This is a genomic window from Candidatus Binatia bacterium, assembly GCA_036493895.1.
Classification (GTDB): Bacteria; Desulfobacterota; Binatia; order UBA1149; family CAITLU01; genus DATNBU01.
Window position 1 is genome coordinate 1 of the sequence record DASXOZ010000034.1, and the last position, 20,725, is coordinate 20,725.

The following is a 20,725-nucleotide window of genomic DNA, read 5'->3' on the forward strand; positions in this document are numbered from 1 at the left end:
AGCCCGCCAGGCCGGCCGGGAGGCGCCAGTGCAGACACAGGGATCCGGCATCAAGCTCGATGCGTTCGGCCTCGGGCTCGAGTTGCACGCAGCGATGCGTCGTGCAGAGCGCCTGCGGGAGATCGGCTTCGACGGCCTGCAGATGGCCGAGGGCGGGCGCACGGCGTATCTCAACTGCGCTGCGACGACGCTGGCCGCTCCCGAGCTGTGGATCGGCACCGCGATCGCGACCGCGTTCACGCGAAGCCCGATGGTCACGGCGCAGGTCGCGTGGGAGCTGGCCGAGGCGAGCGGCGGCAAATTCATCCTCGGCCTCGGCACCCAGGTACAGGCCCACATCGAACGGCGCTTCGCTGCGATCTACGACCGGCCGGGCGCGCGTCTTCGCGAGTACGTGCTCGCGCTGCGCGCGATTTTCCGCGCGTTCCAGGGCGTCGAGAAGCTCGATTTCCAGGGCGAGTTCTTCCGCATGAACCTGCTCGGCATGTGGAGCCCGGGCCCGATCGCGAACCCGGACGTGCCGATCTACCTGGCCGGCGTCAAGCCGTGGATGCTGCGCGCGATCGGAGAGGTGGCCGACGGCGTGCACGTGCATCCCCTGCATTCGACGAAATTCATCGACGAGGTGATCCGGCCGAACGTCGAGGCCGGCGCGCGCGCGGCCGGGCGCGATCCGGCCAGCGTGCGGCTTGCGTGCCCGGTGTTCACGATCGTCGGCGACAGCGAAGAGGAAAGGGCGCCGTGGCGCGAGCGGGCGCGCATGCAGATCGCATTCTACGGCTCGACGCCGGCCTACGCCGGGGTCTTCGAGCTGCACGGGTGGAACGGGGTGTCCCAGAAGCTCCACTCGCTGCAGAGAACCGGCGACATGGCCGCGATGACCGCGACGGTGACCGATGAAATGCTCGAGCAGTACGCGGTGATCTCGACGTGGGGCGACTTGCCGCAGGCGCTGGCAAGCAAGTACGCCGGGGTGGCCGACCGGCTGATCTTCTATTTTGCCGACGCGGCTCTCGGCGAAGGCGACGAGCACGTCGCGAAATGGAAGACGGCGCTCGCGCGCACTCGCGAGCTGGCGGCGTCGAAGGACTGAGTCCTGCGCTCCGGGCGGCTCAGCGCCTGGCTGCCGCGTTCACTTTGTACGGCCCCTGGCGCACCGACTTGCGACGCGAGCGCGTGCCGATGTTCTCGTCGAGGTCGCCGAGGATCTGCCGCAGCAGCTTGAGCGACGGGTCGAGCTTGGCCGCGATCATGATGCGTGCCAGGCGGTCTGCCGCCGTACCGAGGTTGGGCGCGTGCCCCTGCTCGATGTGCGAGACGTGCTCGCGGCTCACGCCGATCAGCCCCGCGAATATCCCGCCCGTCAAGTGCATGTGCTTGCGCAGGAAGATGATCTCGGGGGCCGTCAGCGGGCCTCTCTTTCGCAGGAGCTGGTCGATGACGCTCTGGCGGAAGCGCTCGGGATTCGGCACCACGGCAAGCGTCGCCTTGCAGCGCGGGCACGCAGCGACGGCGAGGCCGGAGACCTGCAGCGGAAACCCGAGGTCCGGGAACGTGTAAGGTTTGGCGGCTGTCGTCGTGCGCCATCGAACCGTTCCGCCACACTCCTCGCAGCGGTCGACGCGGCGTGGAACCATGATCGTCTTCGGGCCTTCCCTGCGCGATTTTCTTTTCGCCATCGCTCTTCCTGCCGGAGGGTGGCCACACCCATCCGGAAATGCCTCAGGCCAATGCACACCCGCAATGTGTGATTCGGCACTTCGACTCTTGCAGCTTGGACCTGTTCACTTTCCTGTCAAGAAGCCAATGCTCGTTGTGTCGCTGCGCGCGCCCCTCAGGCAGGCGCCGCTCGCGCCGCGGCCCGCTTGACCCCGCTCCTTGCCGCTCTAGACTCCGCCCCTGCTCCGGCGGTTGCGCGGCTGCGCGGGCCCTGGAACGAACGAAATTTTCGCCGTTCGCCACCGGCGCTGCGCGAGAAGGCGAAACAAGGCGAGACAAGGAAGGAAAAATGGCAGTACTGGTCGGAAAACACGCTCCGGACTTCACGGCAGCGGCCGTGCTCGGAAACAACGAAATCGTTGAAAATTACCACCTTTCCGGCGCGATCCGAGGGAAGTACGCGGTGATCTTCTTCTATCCGCTCGACTTCACGTTCGTCTGCCCCTCCGAGCTGATCGCTTTCGACCATCGTCTCGAGGAGTTCCGCGGCCGCGGTGTCGAGGTGATCGGGGTGTCGATCGATTCCCAGTTCACTCACCTGGCGTGGAAAAACACCCCGGTCGACAAAGGTGGCATCGGCAGCGTCGGTTACACTCTGGTGGCCGACGTCAAACATGAGATCGCCCAGGCCTACGACGTCGAATCTTCGGGGGGGGTCGCCTTCCGTGGGTCTTTCCTGATCGATCGCGAAGGTGTCGTTCGTCACCAGATCGTCAACGATCTTCCCCTCGGCCGCGACATCGACGAGATGCTGAGGATCGTCGATGCGTTGCAGTTCACGGAGAAGCACGGCGAGGTCTGCCCGGCCGGCTGGAACAAGGGCAAGGCAGGAATGAAGGCCAATCCGGCCGGAGTCGCTTCCTACCTCGCCGCGCACGCCAAAGAGCTCTGAGCGACGCGAAGAGCGTTAAAGATGGAGCTTTGAGCGACGCGAAGAGCGTTAAAGATGGAGCTCTGCGCGACGCGAAGAGCGTTAAAGATGGAGCTCTGCGCGAAGCGAAGAGCGTTAACGATGGAGCTCTGAGCGAAGCGAAGAGCGTGGAAAGGGAACTCTGAGCGAAGCGTGGGGACAGGCACCAGCGCGCAATCGACCGTACGTCCAGTTCCAATTGATGCGCGCTGGTGCCTGTCCCCAGAGTGTCCCCAGAGCGTCCCCAGGGGTCAGCCGAGGACCAGCCCGCAGTCCGGGCACTCGGCAAGTAGCGCCGCGAACGTCGTCAGGCACGCGGGGCAGGTCGTCTCGGCGGCATCGGGATCGACGACGATGGCGGAGGCCGCTTCCAGCGCGGCCGCCTGCTCGTCGGTGAGCCCTCGCTTCCAGTCGGCCTCGAACACGGCGAACGACGACGGCGCATCTTCGCGGGCGACGACGAGGTAGATCGCCTCGCGGCAGCAACCGCCGCCGTCTTCCTCAGTCGCCTTGACGATCTCGCTGGTGATCCCGTTCGCAGCCAGGCTCTCGGCTGCGCGCTGCAGGTCGGAGACGCCGCCGCGAAGGACGATCGCGATGTCGGGGTCGTCGAAGACCGGCGTCTCGCACGCGTCGTTGCAGTCGCCGCCGCTCACTTCGCGATGGTCACCTTGATCATCTTGACCGGCTCGACCGGACGGTCGTTGGGATCGGTGCGTATGCTCTCGATCTTGTGCACGATGTCCATCCCGTCGATGACCTTGCCGAACACCGGGTGCTTGGACTGGCCGGGACTGAACCAGTCCAGGTACGCATTGTGCACGGTATTGACGAAGAACTGGGAACCGCCGCTGTTGGGACGACCGGTGTTGGCCATCGACAGCGTTCCGGCTTCGTTGGACGCCTTGAAGTCGGCGGGAAACTCGTCGGCGATGTTGCCGTGCGGCGGACCGCCGGTGCCGGCGCGCGAGCTTTTCGGATCGCGGCTGAACGGGCAGCCGAACTGCAGCATGAAGCGGTTGATCACGCGGTGGAAATGCAGCCCGTCGTAGAAGCCCGCCTCGGCGAGCTTGACGAAGTTTCCCGCCGTGATCGGCATCTTGTCGCTGAAGAGCTCGACGCGAAAGGTGCCGAGCGAGGTTTCGCAGGTTGCAATGGGGTTGGCCATGGCCGGTTTCGTAGCCCAAACTCTCAGGCGCCGCGAATGACCAGCATCCGGATCTCCGTCATGTCCTCGATCGCGAACCGCACCCCCTCGCGGCCGAGCCCGCTGTCCTTGACGCCGCCGTAAGGCATGTGGTCGACGCGCCACGACGGCACGTCGCCGATGACTACGCCGCCGACCTCGAGCAGGTCCCAGGCGCGCTCGGCCTTGTAGAGGTCGCGCGTGAACACACCGGCCTGCAGTCCGTAGCGGCTGCGGTTGACCTCGGCCAGCGCGGCATCGAAATCGTCGAACGGCGCCAGGATCGCGACCGGGCCGAACGCCTCTTCGCACGAGAGCACGCATTTGGCGGGCACGTTCTCGAGCAGGGTCGGCGCGAGCATGGCGCCGTCCCGCTCCGCGCCGCAGAGCAGGCGGCCTCCGGAGGCGACGGCGTCGCGGATCCAGCCGTCGAGGCGCGCCGCCTCGCGCTCGCTGATCATCGGCCCGATGAAAGTTTGTTCGTCGCGCGGGTTGCCGCAAACCAGGGTGCGGGTGCGCTCGACGAGGCGATCGCGCAACCGATCGTAGATGTCGGCGTGCGCGTAGATCCTCTGCACGCTGATGCAGCTTTGTCCCGACTGGTAGAAAGCGCCGACGATGATGCGCGCGGCGGCATCGTCGACGTCCCAGTCGCGGTCGACGACGACTGCAGCGTTGCCGCCGAGCTCGAGCACGACTTTCTTCTTGCCGGCGCGCCTCTTCATGTCCCAGCCGACCGAAGCGGAGCCGGTAAAACTGAGGAGCTTCAGCCTGTCGTCGGTGACGAAACGATCGGCGTCGTCGCGGCGGCACGGAAGAATCGAGAATGCGCCGGCGGGAAGGGCGGTCTCGGCGAGTACCTGGCCGATGATCAGCGCGCCGACCGGAGTCTGGCTGGCGGGCTTGAGGACGAACGGGCAGCCTGCCGCGATTGCCGGCGCGATCTTGTGGGCGACGAGGTTCAGCGGGAAATTGAACGGCGAGATGAACGAACACGGGCCGATCGGCACGCGCTTCCACCTGCCACGGTAGCCGCGCGCACGGGCACTGATGTCCATCGTCATCACTTCGCCGCTGGCGCGCACGGCTTCGCCGGCGGCGATGCGGAAGGTGTCGATGAGGCGCGCGACTTCGCCGCGTGCGTCGCGGATCGGTTTTCCGGCTTCGATGCACAGCGCGACCGCGAGCTCGTCGGCACGCTCGGTGAATCGGCGCACGCAATGCTCGAGCACGGCCTGCCGTTCGTAGGCGGCCATCTCGCGCATCGCAGCGGCAGCGGCGGCGGCCGCGGCGATGCCGGCATCGATCGTTCGGTCGTCGGCGAGCGCGACGCGCGTGGCGACTTTGCCGGTGAACTTGTCGAGCACCTCCAGGTCGGTGTTCGGCGAGAAGGCCTGTCCCGCCAGCCAGTACGGATACGATGGCTCGAGATCGCTCACGCCGACGTCCTCGCTTCCCGCCTCAGCGACGGATCTCGGCACTGACGGTTCCCGCCGCCGGCTCGTACAGGAGCCTGGCATAGTCGGCGACCATGCGGTCGGAATTGTAGCGGTAGCCGAGCCTGGCCAGCGCCGTGCGCACCCGAGACAACCAGCCGCGCGGGATTCCGCGCGCGTCGCGGTCGTAGAACAGCGGGATCACTTCGTGCTCGAGCACGTCGAGCACGGCCTCGGCGTCGCGGTCGTCCTGCACGGACGCATCGACGTGGACGCGTCCGTCGCCGACCGCGAAGCCGACCTCGGGATCCCACGCTTCGTCCCACCAGCCGTCGAGCGTCGAACAGTTCAGCGTGGAGTTGAGCACCGCCTTCATGCCGCTGGTGCCGCACGCTTCGAGCGGACGGCGTGGCACGTTGAGCCAGAGGTCGCAGCCGGCCAGCATCAGTCCGCTGATGCGCTGTCCGTAACCTTCGACGAAGACGACGCGGCTGGCCAGGCCGTTGTCGCGAGCCAGCGCGAGCACGCTGCGGATCACGTTCTTGGCCGGCTCGTCGGCCGGATGCGCCTTGCCGGCGATCAGGAACTGTACCGGCCTCTGTTCGCAAAGCAGCAGGCGGCGCACGCGCTCGAGGTCACGAAACGGCAGCAGCGCCCTCTTGTAGAGGGCGAAGCGTCGCGCAAGCCCGATCGTCAGCGCATCGGGATCCAGCGCCGGCGCAGCGTCGGCGCTTCCCGTGCGGGCATTGCGCGCAAGCGCACGGGCCCTCACGAATTCGAGAAGCCGCCGCTTCATCTGGCGCTTGATCGACCAGAGCCGTTCGTCGTCCAGCTCGAGCAGCTCGCGCTCGGCCAGTGCCCGTTCGATCGGATTGGATCCGTCGCGAGCGAGGCTCGCGCCGTAGATGGCGCCGAATTCGGGTGCGAGCCAGGTCGGGCGGTGCACGCCGTTGGTGACGTGCCCGATCGGCACGTCCAGTTCGCGCCGCGCCGGCCACATCGCTCTCCACATGCGACGCGAGACGTGGCCGTGCAGGCTGCTGACGGCGTTGGTGTGGCGCGCGAGCTTGATCGCGCTGACGGTCATGCAGAACGGCTCGCTCGCGTCTTCGGGATGGACGCGCCCGAACGACAGAAGGCGCTCGTCGCTGATGCCGAGGCGTGCGCGCAGCGGCGCGAGCGCGGCCAGCAGCGCTTCGGGCTCGAACCGGTCGTGTCCGGCTTCGACCGGCGTGTGCGTCGTGAACACCACCGAAGATGCCACGTCCACCGCCGCTTCGTCGAACGACAGTCCCGAATCCTCGATCCTCGACGCGATCGCCTCGAACGCTGCGAAAGCCGAGTGCCCCTCGTTCATGTGCAACGTCTTCGGCTTCATCCCCATCGCGCAAAGCGCGCGGTAGCCGCCGACGCCGAGCACGACTTCCTGGGCGAGGCGGGTGTCGCGGTTGCCGCCGTACAACCGGTGAGCTCCGGGCAGCACGGCCTGCGGCCAGTCGCGGGGATCGAGCAGGAAAAGCGGGCAGCGCCCGACGTCGACGCGCCAGAGGTCGGCGTGCAGCACCGCGTCGCCGAGCGGGATCTCGATGACCAGCGCAGAGCCATCGGCAGCGAGCACGCGCGTGATCGGCAGCCGCACCGGATCGATCTCGTCGTAGGATTCGCTCTGCCAGCCGTCGGCGCCGACTTGCTGGTGAAAGTACCCGTGCCGGTAGAGCAGGCTCACGCCGACGGCGCCCACGCCGAGGTCGGAGCAGCTCTTCAGATGATCGCCGGCCAGCACGCCGAGACCGCCCGAATAGATCGGCAGCGACTCGTGGATGCAGAACTCGGGGCTGAAATACGCCACGGCGGCTTGCTCGACGACGCCGTGGCAGTAGCTGCCGGCCCACGTCCTGGTATCGGCCACGTAGGTCGCCAGCGAATCCTCGATCGCGATCACGTCCGGAATGACCGACGGGGCCGCGTCCTCGAGACGCTGGGCAGGAACGTCGCGGACGAACGCAGTCGGGTTGTGACGCACCCGGTCCCAGAGGTCCGCATCGATTCGGCGCAGGACGGCATCGAGTCGATGGTCCCAGCTCCACCACAGGTTGGTGCCGAGCGTGTGAAGCCGTTCGCGAAGATGTAGCGATTCCAGATCGATCGGCGCGTCCACAGTCGAGTCGCTCCCGTTGGCCTGCATGGTTTTGCGCCGAAGGCTTGCGCTGCGCGGTCCGGCCCGGCCGCCTTGCGTGACGGCGGATCCTAGCGGGAGCGCGTCGCGCGGGCGAGGTGCGGCCGCCGCGGGGTGGCAGCGCCTCGTCGATGCGGCCACCCGCGGTGGTCGCGTGGGGTCAGTCCGGCCGGTGCGCCGCGACGACGCGGTCGTAGACCACGTCGCCGGTCGCGCCGTCGTTGCCGGTCGCGTGCGAGAGCGCGTTGCGGAAAAGGCGCTCGAGGCGCGGAACTTCGGCCGCGCCGGCCAGCTCGATCGCGCGCGCGGCATGCGCGAGCGCCTGCAGCGGCTCGACGTCCGAGAGATCGTCGAAAAACCACGCACAGCTTGCGTACATCAGCAGCGCGTGGCGCTGCATGTCCAGCAGTTGCAGCGCGCCGAGCTTTTCGGTCTCTCCGAGGACGCGACCCGCCTCGCGGTCGAGGAAAATGTTCTCGACGCGCGGAGTGCGGCGCACCAGCACTTCGGCGAAACGGTCGCGCGCCCCCCATGGATCGGTGAGCAGGCGCGACGCGCTGCGTTCGAACACCGGCGCGAGGAGGTCGCGAAGGGTATCGAACGCTTCGCGAAGCGGCGCGCGCCAGCGCTGGTTGCCGCTTCGCCGGCCTCCGGAGCAGCCGCAGTCGCCTCGCCAGCGCTCGATCCCGTGGGCGCAGCTCCACGAGCTTCTCTCGACGATCTCGACCTCGCAGGTCGGAGGATGACGGTCGAGGTATTGTCCGTAGACGGTAAGATCGAAGGCGCTCTCGGCCCGGTCCGCGCGCTCGAGGATCCACGCCAGGCCCATTTCCCCGAAGTGCTGGTGGTGTCCGTAGGTTTCTCCATCGGTCGCCATGTGCACGAGGCCCGGCTTGTCCGCCTGCTCGCTCTCGAGCCTGGCGAGCAGGCGCGATCCGTCCTGCAGCGCCATGCCGAACGCGATCTCGTGCGCCAGCGCGCCGTCGTAGAAAAACAGCGAGAGCTGGCGTCCCGATGCGAGCTTCACCGTGTACGGCATCGTCGTATCGACGCGCCGCTGGTCGTTGATCTCGATCCACCTGGACGTGCCGATGCGGCGCACGCGCGCTGCCTGGTGCGGCGCGAGGATCGTGAAGCGCAGCCCCTCGTCGGCAAGGCATTCGAGCGTGGCGGTGTCGACGGCGCACTCCGGCAGCCACAGCCCTTCGCTGTGGCGTCCGAATCGCAGCTCGAAATCCTTCAGTCCCCAGTGAATCTCGGTCTTGCGATCGCGCGCTCCGGCCAGCGGCAGGATCGAGTGGGAATAACTCTGCGCGATCGCGCCGCCGTGGCCGCCGAAGATGCGGAAGGCATCGCGATCGGCCGCGACGAGCGATTCGTGCACGTCACGCTGCTCGCGCGCAAGGTAGGACAGGAGCGTCGGACCGAAGTCGAAGCTCATGCGCGAGTAGTTCGAGAAATCCCGCCCGGGCAGGGCGCGGTCGGGATCGGCCAGAAGTCGTGCCTCGGCGTTGGAGCGGTAGCATTCTTCGGTGATGCGCTCGTTCCAGTCGTGCGCCGGCGCAGCGCCGGGCTGGGCTTCGACGCGGCCCGTCCACGGGTTCTCGCGAGGCGGCTGGTAGAAATGCCCGTGAATGCACAGCGACGGCCGCTTCACCACGGTTCCTCCCAGCGCAGCAGTACGCCGCCGAGCGGCGGCAGCACGAGATTCATCGAGCAGGGTTTGCCGTGCATGGGCTCATCGTCGGTGGCGACGGCACCGAAGTTTCCCCAGCCGCTGCCTCCGTAGTCGGCGGCATCGGAATTGAGGATTTCCCGCCAGATTCCTGCGCGCGGAGAGCCGACGCGGTACTGCGAATGAGGCACCGGAGTGAAATTGAACGCGGCGACGATCGGACGGCGGCGGTCGGCGCTCCAGCGAACGAACGAGATCGTGCTGGCCGCGGCGTCGGTGCCGTCGATCCATTCGAAACCGAAATCCTCGCAGTCGCCCTCGTGCAGCGCGGCCTCGCGGCGGTAGACGGCGTTGAGATCGCCGACCATGCGCGACACGCCTTGTCTCGGCGGCGAGGCAGCGACGCCGGCCCAGTCGAGCGTGCCGTCGTGGCTCCATTCGTAGGGCTGCGCGATCTCGCCTCCCATGAACAGCAGCTTCTTGCCGGGCAGCGCCCACATGTACGCCAGCAGAAGACGAAGGTTGGCCAGGCGCTGCCAGGCATCACCGGGCATCTTGGCTGCAAGGGAGCGCTTGCCATGCACGACTTCGTCGTGGGACAGCGGCAGCACGAAGTTTTCGCTGGGTGCATACAGCGAACGGAAGCCGAGCTGGCCGTGGTGGTGGCGACGGAACAGCGGGTCGAGCTGCATGTAGCGAAGCGTGTCGTTCATCCAGCCCATGTCCCATTTGAAGCCGAATCCGAGTCCTCCGCTGCTCGTCGGCCGCGACACCTGCGGCCACGACGTCGATTCCTCGGCGTAGGTCTGGACGCCGTCGAATTCGCCGTAGACGGCCTCGTTCAGATCGCGCAGGAAAGAGACGGCCTCGACGTTCTCGCGGCCACCCGAAGCGTTGGGCACCCACTGGCCGGGCGGCCGCGAGTAGTCGAGGTAGAGCATCGACGCGACGGCATCGACGCGAAGACCGTCGGCATGGAAGAGCTCGAGCCAGAAGAGTGCGTTGCTGATGAGGAAAGCGCGCACTTCGTGGCGGCCGTAATTGAACACGAGGCTCTTCCAGTCGGGATGAAAGCCCTGGCGCGGATCGGCGTGCTCGTAGAGGCAGGTTCCGTCCAGGCGCGCCAGCGCGTGAGGGTCTTCGGGAAAATGCGAAGGAACCCAGTCCAGGATCACGCCGATGCCGGCCTGGTGCAGCCGATCGACGAGGAACATCAGGTCCTGCGGAGTGCCGTGGCGGCTGCTTGCCGCGTAATAGCCCGAGATCTGGTAGCCCCACGACGCGAAGAACGGGTGCTCCATCACCGGCATCAGCTCGACGTGCGTGAAACCGCAATTGCGCACGTGCTCGATCAGGGGGTCTGCGATCTCGCGATAGCCCGGCGAGAGCCCGTCGCTGCGGCGCCTCCACGATCCGAGATGCACTTCGTAGATCGAGATCGGCGCCTGCCGGGAGCTGGCTGCCGCGCGGGTGCGCATCCATTCTGCGTCGTTCCACTGGTAGTCGAGATCCCACACCACCGATGCGGTGCGGGGCGGTGGCTCCGAGAAGAACGCAAAAGGATCGGCCTTTTCGCGCGAGCGTCCGTCGGCACCTTCGATGCGGTATTTGTAGAGGCTTCCGCGCGAAGCGCCCGGGAAGAAGCCCGACCAGATGCCGCCCGGCGACGGCACGAGACGACCGGCGGCGGGATCCCATCCATTGAACGCGGCGACGACGCTGACGGCGCGCGCGTTGGGGGCCCAGAGCGCGAAATGCGCGCCGTCCGTGCCGCCGTGGCGGCACGGGTGCGCGCCCATCTTCTCGTAGAGGCGACGATGCGTTCCCTCGGAGAAGAAGAACACGTCCTGTTCGCCGATCAGGTGACGGCAAGTGCTCACGGCGACGTATCCGCTGCGGTGTCGCTGCCGCGCACGGCCGCGAGCATGGCGGCGACGTCGCGATCCGTGGTGATATCGGCGAGGCAGCGCGCAAACGGTCTTTGCCAGTTGCTGTCGCCGGCCGCAGTACCGGGAAGGTTCTGGCGCGCGCGCTCGAGCCAGAAGTCCTCGAGGTTTGCGCTGACGATCGTCGCGTCGCTTGCCGAGAGCCACGCGAGCAGCGCACGCAGCACTGTGCCCGGTGCGTCCTCGCGGCAATCGCGGCCGGCGCGGCGAAGGAAATTCGCGATGAGTTCCCGCGCAGTGTCGGGCCGTTCCCACCACGCGGCGAAAGGCTCCATGTCGTGAGTCCCGAGGCTCGCAAGCGAGGAGACAGGAGGGGCCGCGAGCACCGGCTCCGCGTGGCCGCGGCACTCGAACGGTACGATGTGCATCCTCAGCGCGCCCCTTGCGGCGATCTCGGACCTGGTCGCATCGGGAACCGTCCCCAGGTCTTCGCCTACGACAGCCGCGCCGCGACCCGCGCGCGCCCTTGCGGCTTCGATCGCAAGGATGCTCCACAACTCTTCTCCATGGTAGCGCACGTAGACGCCGTCGGCTGCAGTCGATCCGTCCGGAATCCAGAACAGGCGGTCGAGCCCCATCACGTGGTCGATGCGCAGAACGGAGGCATGGAGGAAATGGTGGCGAAGCGCTGCGCGAAAAGCCGCGTATCCGCTCTGGCGGGCTCCGACGGGATGCAGCGGTGGAAAAGCCCAGTTCTGCCCGCCTTCGAACAGGGCATCGGGCGGCGCGCCCGCCGAGATGCCGGGCGCAAAGTCGCCGGCGTAGCGCCACGTATCGTAGCCGCCGCCGTGACAGCCGAGCGGTAGATCCAGCAGAAGTCCGGCGGGACTGGCGCCGGCAGCGGCGGCCACCTGCTCGCGGGCGAGCCACTGGGCGTACGCGTGATAGCGCCGGGTCGACGCCTCGAAGTCGAGTCCGGCCTCGAGCGTTCCTGCGCGCGCCGGTGACGGCCAGCGTTCCCATGTGCAGCCGTAATGTTCGACGGCCGCGCGAAACGAAGCCCACGACGAAAGATCTTCATCGCGGATGAGGTCGCGCTCGAAAGCGTCCAGCCTTGCGCCGCCGGTCGAATCGAGCGCAATGAGGAGCTGCTCGATCTGCGCGCGCCGCAGCCGCATTTGCACGCGGTAATCGATGCGCCGCGCGTCGCCGGCATGGCTGTTGCGATGCGGCCTCGACTGCGGGCGGCCGCCGCATTCGGGCGCGCACGCCGGATCCACGTAAAGCTCGCTCCAGAACGCACGGCTGATCGGCGAGTAGGGGCTCGGCTCGAACGGTTCCTCGAAGAAACAGGCGAGCAGCGGCAGCGTCGCGACGAGGGCGCCGTCGCGGCCCGTGCTGCTCGCGCCCGAAGCGGTCATCCACTGCGCCAGCACCGCGAGGTCGCCGTAGCACGCGAAGTCGTGCCCGTCGCTGCCACGGTCGATGCCGTACAGCGGAGCGAACAGCGCCCACGAGCGCGGAGGGGCCGGAAAACGGGCTGGAGCGACAAGCAAGCGGGACTTCAACAATTCGCGTCCGAGATCGATCTCGAGACTGTGATAACCAATCGGCGTATCGGCAGGCACGTCGACTCGAAGGCCGCCGCCTGCCTGTTCCTGCAGCGCGAGCCGAAAAGTCTGGCCGTCTTCGAGCCGAAGCACGACCGGGATGCGTGCCGGTGCCGTGCCCTCGCGCACCGCGATCGCGCCGCCCTTGCCGGACTGGAGGCAGGTTACGGCGGCAATCGCTGGGGCGGCGGCGCCGCTGTGAGCCCGCAGCGCGTCGGCAGCGTCATCGATGCGCTCGAGCGGAGCTCCGAGGCTTCGCAGCACGGCCAGCAGCGCATCATCACTGGCGCGGCGCTCGCGCCCGGTGCCGTCGTGATAAGAACGAGTGACGCCCCAGCAGGCGGCGAGAGACTCGAGGTCGTCGTGCATCGCAGCGCCCATGGCTCGCGCCGCAGTATGGCGGGCCGCTACTCGATCGCAAAAGCCGGTGAGACGAGGCCGTGCACGATCATCGCGGCGATGGACAAGGTCGGGGGCGTGCGCAATCCTGAAGGAGGGAGCCCTGTGCCTGCACCTTGCTTCACCCGCAGCCGGGCTGCGGCCTTCGCCGCGCTGATCGCTTCGCTTGCGTTCGCTGGCCGCGCAAGTGCCCAGCTTCACGACCACCTCGAGTGTTTCAAGGCGGCCGACACCCAGTCGGCCAGCGCCGTCGCCGACCTGCGTCCGCTTGATACCGCACCGTTCGAGGTCGATGCGGGCTGCACGATCAAGGTGCGCAGCCGCCAGATCTGTTTCCCCGTAGAGAAAGACCTCGTCTCGAGCACTGCCGGCCACGCCGCCGTCGCCGGTCCCGATCTCGCCAATCCCTACATCTGTTACAGCGTGCGATGCCCCCCCTCGACGCTTCCGACCTCGCTGCAGCTGAGCGACCAGTTCGGCACCCGCGTTTTTACCGGGCTGCGGCGGTCGACGGTTTGTGCGCCGGCAATCTTCGGTGCGCCGCCGGCAACTTCGACGACTTCGACGACGCTCGGCTCGGGCACTCCTCGAAGCTGCGTCGACGCGACACCGCCCAACTGCGACGGCACCTGCAACAACTACAACCTGGCATGCGTCGAGCAATCGGGCACCTGCGTCTGCTCGTACGTCGACGTGTTCGGACCCTGCCCGATCGTCGGTCACGGAGTGCCGGAGTGCTACGGAAGCTGCAACGGCACGCAGACCTGCCTCGACGTCGGCGGAGCCTGCCAGTGCGGAGTCGCTTACGAGTGAGCCTGCTCGTCGCGTCGCCTCCGCCCCGGCTCTCGACTTCGACTCCCCGCTGCGGACCGGCGACGTGAGCGTTGCCGGCACGATTCTCCTGCTGCCGGGTCGCGACAAGTCGCTGCGGCGCCGGCATCCGTGGATATTTTCGGGAGCGATCGCCGAAGAGCCGCGCAGTGCCGGCCTCGGCGACACCGTCGACGTCGTGTCGTTCGACGGCGAATTTCTCGCGCGTGCCGCCTGGTCGCCGCACTCGAGCATCCGCGCCAGGGTGTGGAGCTTCGACGAGAGCGAGCCGATCGATTCCGCATTCTTTCGCCGCCGCGTCGAGCGCGCCCTCGAGCGGCGGGACGCAGCAGGACGGCGGCTGAACCGCGATCCGTCGCACGAGGCGTCGCAGGATTTGCCTGAGGACCTTCGCCAGCGCAGCGACAATGCGATGCGTGTCGTGCATGGCGAATCGGACGGCCTTCCCGGTCTTATCGTCGATTTCTACGCCGGCGTCGCCGTCTGCCAGTTTCTCGCGGCCGGAGCCGAGCGCTGGCGACGCGAGATCACCGAAGCCGTCGGCGAGAGGACGCACGCAACTTCGATCTACGAAAGGTCCGATGCCGACGTGCGCGACAAGGAAGGCCTCGAGCCGCGCAGCGGCCTCCTCGCCGGCCGCGAGCCTGACGAGCTCGTCGAAATCGGCGAGGCGGGGCGCCGCTATCTCGTCGACGTGCGCGAGGGACACAAGACCGGCTTTTACCTCGACCAGAGGCCGGCACGCGACGCCGCCGGCGCGTGGTGCCGCGGACGCGAAGTGCTGAACGCGTTTTCGTACACCGGCGGCTTTTCGGTCGCGGCGCTGGCCGGGGGAGCTGCCGGCGTGCTCGACGTCGATACGTCGGCTCCGGCGCTCGCGCTCGCGCTGCGCAACGTTGCGGCCAACGATGCCGACGCCACAGAAAGCGGACGCTACCAGCAGGTCGAAGGAGACGTGTTCTCGGTGCTGCGCCGCATGAGAGACTCGCGGCGCAGCTTCGGCGCCATCATCCTCGATCCGCCGAAGTTCGCGGACTCCCGTGCCCACCTCGACAAGGCGGCGCGCGGCTACAAGGACATCAACCTGCTCGCGTTCAAGCTGCTCGCGCCGGGCGGCGTACTGATGACGTTCTCGTGCTCCGGTCTTCTTGCGCCGGACCTGTTCCAGAAGATCGTCGCCGACGCGGCCGTCGACGCGCGTCGCGAGGCTGCGATCGTCGCGAGGCTCTCGCAGGGACCGGACCATCCGGTCGCGCTCGCGTTTCCCGAAGGCGCATACCTGAAGGGACTCGTCTGCGTCGCCGCGTAGCGGCTGGCGTCAGCGGCCCGCATTGTCGAGTCTGAGAAGAGCCGCGCGCGCCGACTGCTCCTGCGGATCGATCGAGAGCGCTCTGTACCATTTTTCGCGGGCCGCGCCGTAGCGTCCGGCATTGGCATCGAGCGTCGCGAAGTTGCTCCAGAGCAGCGCGCTGGCCGGGTCGAGCGTCGTCGCCCTGACGTAAGCACCGGACGCTTCGTCGTCGCGGCCCTGTCCCTGCAGCGCGATCGCGAGCTGTCCCCAGTTTTGTGCGTCGTCGGGCGCGATCTCGATGCACTGGCGGTACACCTTTTCGGCGTCGTCGCTGCGATTGCCCGCAAGCAGGGTGTTGCCGAGGTTGAAGCAGGCACGCGAGCTCGGCGAGTACGCGAGGGTCTTGCGGTAAACCTGCGCGGCATCGGCGAATTCCTTCTGCCGTGCCAGAAGCGACGGAGCCCACGCGGCAGCGACCACGCAGCAGGCCGCAAGCACTGCCGCCGGCGCAAGACGGCGCGAGGCAAGCGTGGCGACCACTGCCGCAATGACGATGATCGGTGCGTAAAGGAACTGCTCTCCGGTGAATACGTAACGGTCGGCGATGGCCGGATAGACCGGCACCAGGCCGCTCGCCGGCAGGTAGAGCAGGACCAGGGCACAAGCCGCCAGGCGTCCCCGCGTCGGCTTCTGCGCGAGCAGCAGCGGCGCGGCAAGCATTGCAGCGACGACGGCCGCTCCGGCCGGCTCGTACCCGGGAGGAAGGGTCGGCGTGAGCCTGTCCAGATGCAGGGCGGCAGGCCACACGAGCAGGCGCAGGTATTCGGCCGCCGCAGTCGCAACTGCACGAAGACGTACGCCAAGGGGGACGCTCGCTGCGATCGACGCAGGCCAGACCAGCGCTGCGGCTGCGGCCGAGCCGAGGAGCGCAAGCGCGGGCGCCATGAGTGTCGGGCCCTCCAGCTGCGGTTGCCGCTGACGTCGGCGCTGCCACCACCACAGCATGGCGGCCAGCGGGCCGGCGACGATGCCCGATTCCTTTGCCAGCCCGGCTGCCAGCGCCGCCGCGGCGGCGGTCAGCAGGCGCATGGCCATGGCCGGTCGATCGAGGCCACCGACCGGCGGATCTCCGACCGTCTCGCGTCGTACGTCTGGCTCCGGTGCGAGCACGGCCGCCGCGCATGCCAGCGTCATCAACGTGGCCAGCAGGTCGGTACGTCCGGAGATGTAGGCCACCGATCCGCTGGTCAGAGGGTGAAAAGCGAACAGCAGCGCAGCGGCCGCGGCGATCACGGGTGGAGTCTCCAGGGCGGACAGCACGACCACCATCAAGGCCGCGCAGGCCCCGTGCATCAGCGCGTTCGCAAGATGGAGGGCAGATGGCGACGCGGCGCCCATTGCCGCTTGCAGCCGGTACGACAGCAAAACGAGGGGACGGCGGTACTGGCCGCCGATCGGCCCGAACGCTTGCGACAGCGTCAAGCGTATTGCAAGTGGGACGTGAAGCTCGTCGTCCCAAACCATCGGATTTGCAAGAGAAGGAAGATAGGCCGCAATTGCCGGCACTGCGGCAGCCACCGCCCAGGGCCAGATCGGCGCCCTCGAGTCGGCGATCTGCCGCTGCGGCTGCGGCGCGCTGCTCACCGTCGCAGGCGACGTTGCCGCCGGGCCGGCTTTGCGACTGCTCGATCGTCGTTTCACTCTCCAGCGCCTCTGCCAGCGCCCGGGCGATGTTGCGACCACAAATGTGGACAGAGAATGGACAGTGTCGCCGAGGCCCTACTATGATGGCCCTTCTGCGGGCCTTTGCCTGCGTCAGACCAAGGGGGAACCGGTGATCAGGACCACGACCAGGACCAGCAAGCTTGCGATCGTTTCCATCGGCCTTGCGGCCGGGCTCCTCGGGGCCGGACGCGCATCGGCCCAGACCTGCGGCGACGTCAACGGCGACGACAAGGTAACCGCTGCCGATTCCCTGCTCGTCCTCAAGGCCTCCGTCGGCCAGGACGTGGCCCTTACGTGCACCGACCAGTGCGCGGCGCTGGCGGCCCAGGTGGCGGCGCTGGACACCCGGACGGCGGCGCTGGAAACGCTGCTCGCCCACGTCACGATCAGCGGCAGCAACCTCGTGCTGACCGGCATGAACTTCCAGGTCGTCAGCGGCAGCGGAACCTCGGACGGCTCGATCAACGGCAAAGGCAACATCATCATCGGCTACGACGAGTCCAACAGTAACAAGGAAAAGAAGACCGGCTCCCACAACCTCGTCATCGGCAAGAACCACAGCTACGAAGCTTTCGAGGGAATCGTCGCCGGCGAGGACAACATCATTTCGGGCGACGTCGCGTCGGTGCTCGGCGGAACCCAGAACACGGCGAGCGGCAACGGCGCGATCGTCGTCGGTGGCCAGAACAACGAAGCACGCCAGACCACGTCGATCGTCGTTGCCGGCGAGCAGAATCTCGCCAACGGTCGCAGCTGCGTCGTCACGGCCGGCGCCCAGAACCTGTGTACGGGGCTTGCCGGCGCGGTCGACGGCGGCAGCCAGAACTTCTGCTCCGGCGCCGGCTCTGTGATCGGCGGAGGCAGCAACCGCACGCTCGGCAGCAGCCTCGGGTGGCTGGCCGGAAGCCTCGGCCCGGTGTTCTGAAGAAAGCAGCGCTTTCGTCGCACCGCTCCCCGACCGCGGCTTCCCCCGCGTGATGCGTTGCACGCGTCGGCGCGGGCGTCCTCTCGGCGTCCACGCTAGCATCCGGCGCAGAAGTGTTCCCGCTTCGTGACGACAATCCCACGCTGACGACACCGGTGGTGACCTGGCTGCTGGTCGCGCTCAACGTCGCCGCGTGGATCCTGCTGCAGGGCGCAGGCGCGGAGCCGATGCTCGGAAAATCGGTGTGCCGTCTCGGGCTGATTCCGGGCGAGCTGCTCGGGCTGGCCCGCAACGGAGCACGGTTTCACGTCGGTCCGCACATGGTCTGCGTCATCGACCACGCTTCGGCCAACGTGCTGTCGCCGCTCACGTCGATGTTCGTTCACGGAGGCTGGTTCCACCTGATCGGCAACATGTGGTTCCTGTGGATCTTCGGTGACAACGTCGAAGACGTGATGGGTCGGGGCCGCTTCGTCGTCTTCTACCTGCTGAGCGGCCTTGCCGCCGCCGCCGCCCAGACGTTTGCGGATCCTGCGAGCACCCTGCCGATGGTCGGTGCCTCCGGGGCAATCGGCGGCGTCATGGGTGCCTATGCGTCGCTGTATCCTCGCGCGCGCGTCGACATGCTGGTCGTGCTCGGATTTTACGTCACGCGTGTGGCCGTCCCGGCGATTTTCCTGCTCGGCTACTGGTTCCTGATCCAGATCCTCGGCGGGATTCCGTCGCTCGCGGCCGAAGGCGGCGGCGTGGCGTTCGCGGCCCATGTCGGCGGCTTTCTCGGCGGCTTCCTGCTGTCGTTCCTGTTCCGCAATCCTCGCCTCGTCGAAGAGCATCGCATCCTGGCCGGGAGCCGACCGCTTTGAGCAGCATCCGGATTTGTTGCGCCGCGGCATCCTTGCTGCTCGCCGTCGCGGCTGCCGTGCCGGCCTTCGGCGAGACCGTCAAGGAATCGCAGCCTCTGATGGGCGGCATCGTCGACATCTCGGTCGAGAGCAGCGATCGCGACCACGGGCACGAGCTGATCCGCGAGGCCGTCGCGGCCGGCCAGAAGCTGCAGTCCGAGCTCGCTGCCGATGACGAATCGAGCGATCTTTCCAAACTCAACGCGGCGGCAGGGCTGGCACCGATCGCGGTGCCCCTGGATCTTTACCGCCTGCTCGCGCTGTCCCAGCTGATGACGCGCTCGACGGGCAGCGCGTTCGACGTGACGATCGGTCCGCTCGTCCGCAACCGACGTACGATTTCAGGATCGGACCACGGTCCCCATTTCACGTTCGACCAGGCGCTCTCGCTCGTCGGCGCCGACAAGATCGTGCTGAAATCCGGCAAGGCGGGACTTGCGAAGGCCGGGATGTCGGTCGACGTTTCGGCGGTCGAACGCGGCTACTGCCTCGAGCGCATGGCCGCGGTGCTGCGCAAGGCCGGCGTGACCAAAGCGCTGCTCCAGTTCGACGACACCGCGGTGCTCGCGATCGGTCCTCCCGCCGGCGAGCCCCCGTTTCGCATCTGGATTGCGCGCGGAAAATCGATGGCGGGAAGCCTGCTGCTGCGTGACCGTTCGGTCGCGACGACCAGGGTGAGACAGCGCGGCAACGGCAGCAGCAGCGCGCCGATCGTCGATCCGCGAAGCGGACGCTTCGTCGAAGCGGATCGCCAGGCCACGGTGCTCGCGCGCGATGCGGCGATCGCGCAGGCCTGGAGCACGGCGCTGGTCGTCGATCCCGACGGAGCGCTCGGTCTTCTCGACGAGCCCCGCGACGTCGAAGCGGTGACCTTCGACGAGCGCGGCGCGCACACCAGCCCGCACTTTATCGCCGAGTCGCAATGGGTGGCGTTGGCCGGCGCGCCCGATTTTCCCGAAAGCGATCCTGTCCCCCCGCCGCAACCGCCCGAGGAGCGGGACTGACGCCGTGGCGCACGACGACGGATTCACGTTCACGTTCGAAACCGCGCTCGCGGCCAGTGCCGGTGAAGTCTGGGAGCACGCCACCTCGCTCGAAGGCGTCAACCGCGAGCTGGCACCGCTGGCACGCATGGCGGCGCCTCCGGGCATGCGAATTCCGCGGGCGAACGAGTTCGTGCCCGGCAAGGTGCTGCTGCGCAGCTGGATCTACGTCCTCGGATTCCTGCCCGTCGATTACGACGACGTCACGCTTTGCGAGATCGAGGACGGCCGCCGTTTCCTCGAGCGCTCGCCGATGCTGACGCAGAAGCTCTGGGAACACGAAAGGACGATCGAGCCGACGGCGACCGGCTGCATCCTGCGCGACCGCATCCGCTTCGAGCCTCGCGTGCGCGCGGCAGCGCGCTTGCAGCTCGCGGTCTACCGGATGGTGTTCGCCAACCGCCATCGAAATCTTGCCAGGATGTTCGGCCGCGGCTGACGCGGTCGAGGACGTTAGCGGCCGGGCGGCGCCTGGGACGGCGTCGCCGCTTCGACCCAGATCGCGCCGTCATCCTCGGCATACCAGACGCGGGTTCGGCGCTCCTGGCCGCCCGAGCCGGTCGTGTGCAGCACCGCGACACCGCGCACTTCGAGGGCGACGGGCGTCACCGCCGCAAAGAGCGAGGCCGCCACGGTCGCAGCGACGAGGAGAGCACGCATCGCCGCGTACCTACGTGCAAGGCGCGGCCCGTCCAAATGCCGCCGCGGCCGAACCGGTCCCCGAAAGATTGACGTTCGCCAGCCGGCCCGCGATAAAGGAACACGTCCTCGAGTCGCCGCCGCAGCCGCCTGCTGCGGGTCTTCCGTCCGGCGTTTCCACTCGGGACAGGGGAGAAGCGTCTTGAGGTTCGCCGTTTCGTCGTCCGCGCTCACCGTGCCGCTCCTCTCCGGACTGCTGGCGCTCGTCGCTGCCGGCTGCGGACAGCTGCAGGCCGATCTCGAAGTCATGGATCAGAAAGTCGAGTCGGCGCTGCAGCCCGAGGAAGGTCCGCCCAAAGGAACCGTCGTGCT

General features: G+C 67.7%; 18 protein-coding genes. 8 read left to right on the plus strand and 10 right to left on the minus strand.

Annotation, left to right across the window (positions count from 1 at the left end; genetic code table 11):
• Positions 1-1,093, plus strand: a 1,093-nt coding sequence (locus VGK20_09330; protein HEY2774239.1) for a TIGR03617 family F420-dependent LLM class oxidoreductase, incomplete at its 5' end; no start/stop codon positions are given.
• 19 nt (positions 1,094-1,112) lie between these two features.
• On the opposite strand, the gene VGK20_09335 is transcribed toward VGK20_09330, so the two are convergent.
• Positions 1,113-1,679, minus strand: coding sequence for a hypothetical protein (locus VGK20_09335; GenBank protein ID HEY2774240.1), 567 nt, complete (start codon positions 1,677-1,679; stop codon positions 1,113-1,115).
• A 329-nt stretch (positions 1,680-2,008) separates the two neighbouring features.
• On the opposite strand from VGK20_09335, the gene VGK20_09340 reads away from it, so the two are divergent.
• The gene (locus VGK20_09340; GenBank protein ID HEY2774241.1) at positions 2,009-2,611 is read left to right on the plus strand and encodes a peroxiredoxin C; all 603 of its coding nucleotides are present in this window, start codon (positions 2,009-2,011) and stop codon (positions 2,609-2,611) included.
• Between the two features lie 269 nt (positions 2,612-2,880).
• On the opposite strand, the gene VGK20_09345 is transcribed toward VGK20_09340, so the two are convergent.
• The 7 genes from VGK20_09345 to VGK20_09375 form a co-directional block, all read right to left on the minus strand.
• Complete coding sequence (locus VGK20_09345) at positions 2,881-3,285, minus strand: hypothetical protein (protein HEY2774242.1); 405 nt, start codon at positions 3,283-3,285, stop codon at positions 2,881-2,883.
• Positions 3,282-3,797, minus strand: a complete 516-nt coding sequence (locus VGK20_09350) for a peptidylprolyl isomerase (protein ID HEY2774243.1) — start codon at positions 3,795-3,797, stop codon at positions 3,282-3,284. Before VGK20_09350 ends, VGK20_09345 begins: the two co-directional genes overlap by 4 nt.
• 23 nt (positions 3,798-3,820) lie before the next feature.
• On the minus strand, positions 3,821-5,254 hold the full coding sequence (locus tag VGK20_09355; GenBank protein HEY2774244.1) for an aldehyde dehydrogenase family protein: 1,434 nt from the start codon (positions 5,252-5,254) through the stop codon (positions 3,821-3,823).
• 22 nt (positions 5,255-5,276) lie between these two features.
• Positions 5,277-7,436, minus strand: coding sequence for an alpha-glucan family phosphorylase (gene glgP / locus VGK20_09360; GenBank protein ID HEY2774245.1), 2,160 nt, complete (start codon positions 7,434-7,436; stop codon positions 5,277-5,279).
• 151 nt (positions 7,437-7,587) lie between these two features.
• Entirely contained in the window at positions 7,588-9,084 is a 1,497-nt protein-coding gene (locus VGK20_09365) for a DUF3536 domain-containing protein (protein ID HEY2774246.1), read from the minus strand.
• Positions 9,081-10,901, minus strand: coding sequence for a 1,4-alpha-glucan branching protein GlgB (gene glgB, locus VGK20_09370; protein HEY2774247.1), 1,821 nt, complete (start codon positions 10,899-10,901; stop codon positions 9,081-9,083). The genes VGK20_09365 and glgB overlap by 4 nt, the downstream gene beginning before the upstream one ends.
• Positions 10,902-10,978: 77 nt before the next feature.
• The gene (locus VGK20_09375) at positions 10,979-12,979 is read right to left on the minus strand and encodes a 4-alpha-glucanotransferase (GenBank protein ID HEY2774248.1); all 2,001 of its coding nucleotides are present in this window, start codon (positions 12,977-12,979) and stop codon (positions 10,979-10,981) included.
• Positions 12,980-13,102: 123 nt separating this feature from the next.
• On the opposite strand from VGK20_09375, the gene VGK20_09380 reads away from it, so the two are divergent.
• Both VGK20_09380 and VGK20_09385 read left to right on the plus strand, forming a co-directional pair.
• Entirely contained in the window at positions 13,103-13,810 is a 708-nt protein-coding gene (locus VGK20_09380; GenBank protein HEY2774249.1) for a hypothetical protein, read from the plus strand.
• A gap of 64 nt (positions 13,811-13,874) precedes the next feature.
• Positions 13,875-15,137, plus strand: a complete 1,263-nt coding sequence (locus tag VGK20_09385; protein ID HEY2774250.1) for a class I SAM-dependent methyltransferase — start codon at positions 13,875-13,877, stop codon at positions 15,135-15,137.
• Between the two features lie 9 nt (positions 15,138-15,146).
• On the opposite strand, the gene VGK20_09390 is transcribed toward VGK20_09385, so the two are convergent.
• Positions 15,147-16,763, minus strand: a complete 1,617-nt coding sequence (locus VGK20_09390; protein HEY2774251.1) for a tetratricopeptide repeat protein — start codon at positions 16,761-16,763, stop codon at positions 15,147-15,149.
• Between the two features lie 190 nt (positions 16,764-16,953).
• On the opposite strand from VGK20_09390, the gene VGK20_09395 reads away from it, so the two are divergent.
• The 4 genes from VGK20_09395 (at position 16,954) to VGK20_09410 (ending at position 20,153) form a co-directional block, all read left to right on the plus strand.
• Positions 16,954-17,769, plus strand: a complete 816-nt coding sequence (locus tag VGK20_09395; GenBank protein HEY2774252.1) for a hypothetical protein — start codon at positions 16,954-16,956, stop codon at positions 17,767-17,769.
• A gap of 113 nt (positions 17,770-17,882) precedes the next feature.
• Positions 17,883-18,632 carry a rhomboid family intramembrane serine protease gene (locus tag VGK20_09400; GenBank protein ID HEY2774253.1) on the plus strand — a complete coding sequence of 250 codons (750 nt, stop codon included), beginning with the start codon at positions 17,883-17,885 and terminating at the stop codon, positions 18,630-18,632.
• Entirely contained in the window at positions 18,629-19,675 is a 1,047-nt protein-coding gene (locus tag VGK20_09405; protein HEY2774254.1) for an FAD:protein FMN transferase, read from the plus strand. The genes VGK20_09400 and VGK20_09405 overlap by 4 nt, the downstream gene beginning before the upstream one ends.
• A gap of 4 nt (positions 19,676-19,679) precedes the next feature.
• The gene (locus VGK20_09410; protein ID HEY2774255.1) at positions 19,680-20,153 is read left to right on the plus strand and encodes a hypothetical protein; all 474 of its coding nucleotides are present in this window, start codon (positions 19,680-19,682) and stop codon (positions 20,151-20,153) included.
• A gap of 14 nt (positions 20,154-20,167) precedes the next feature.
• Here VGK20_09410 and VGK20_09415 read toward each other — a convergent pair whose 3' ends face one another.
• The gene (locus tag VGK20_09415) at positions 20,168-20,374 is read right to left on the minus strand and encodes a hypothetical protein (protein HEY2774256.1); all 207 of its coding nucleotides are present in this window, start codon (positions 20,372-20,374) and stop codon (positions 20,168-20,170) included.
• Positions 20,375-20,725 lie beyond the last annotated feature (351 nt).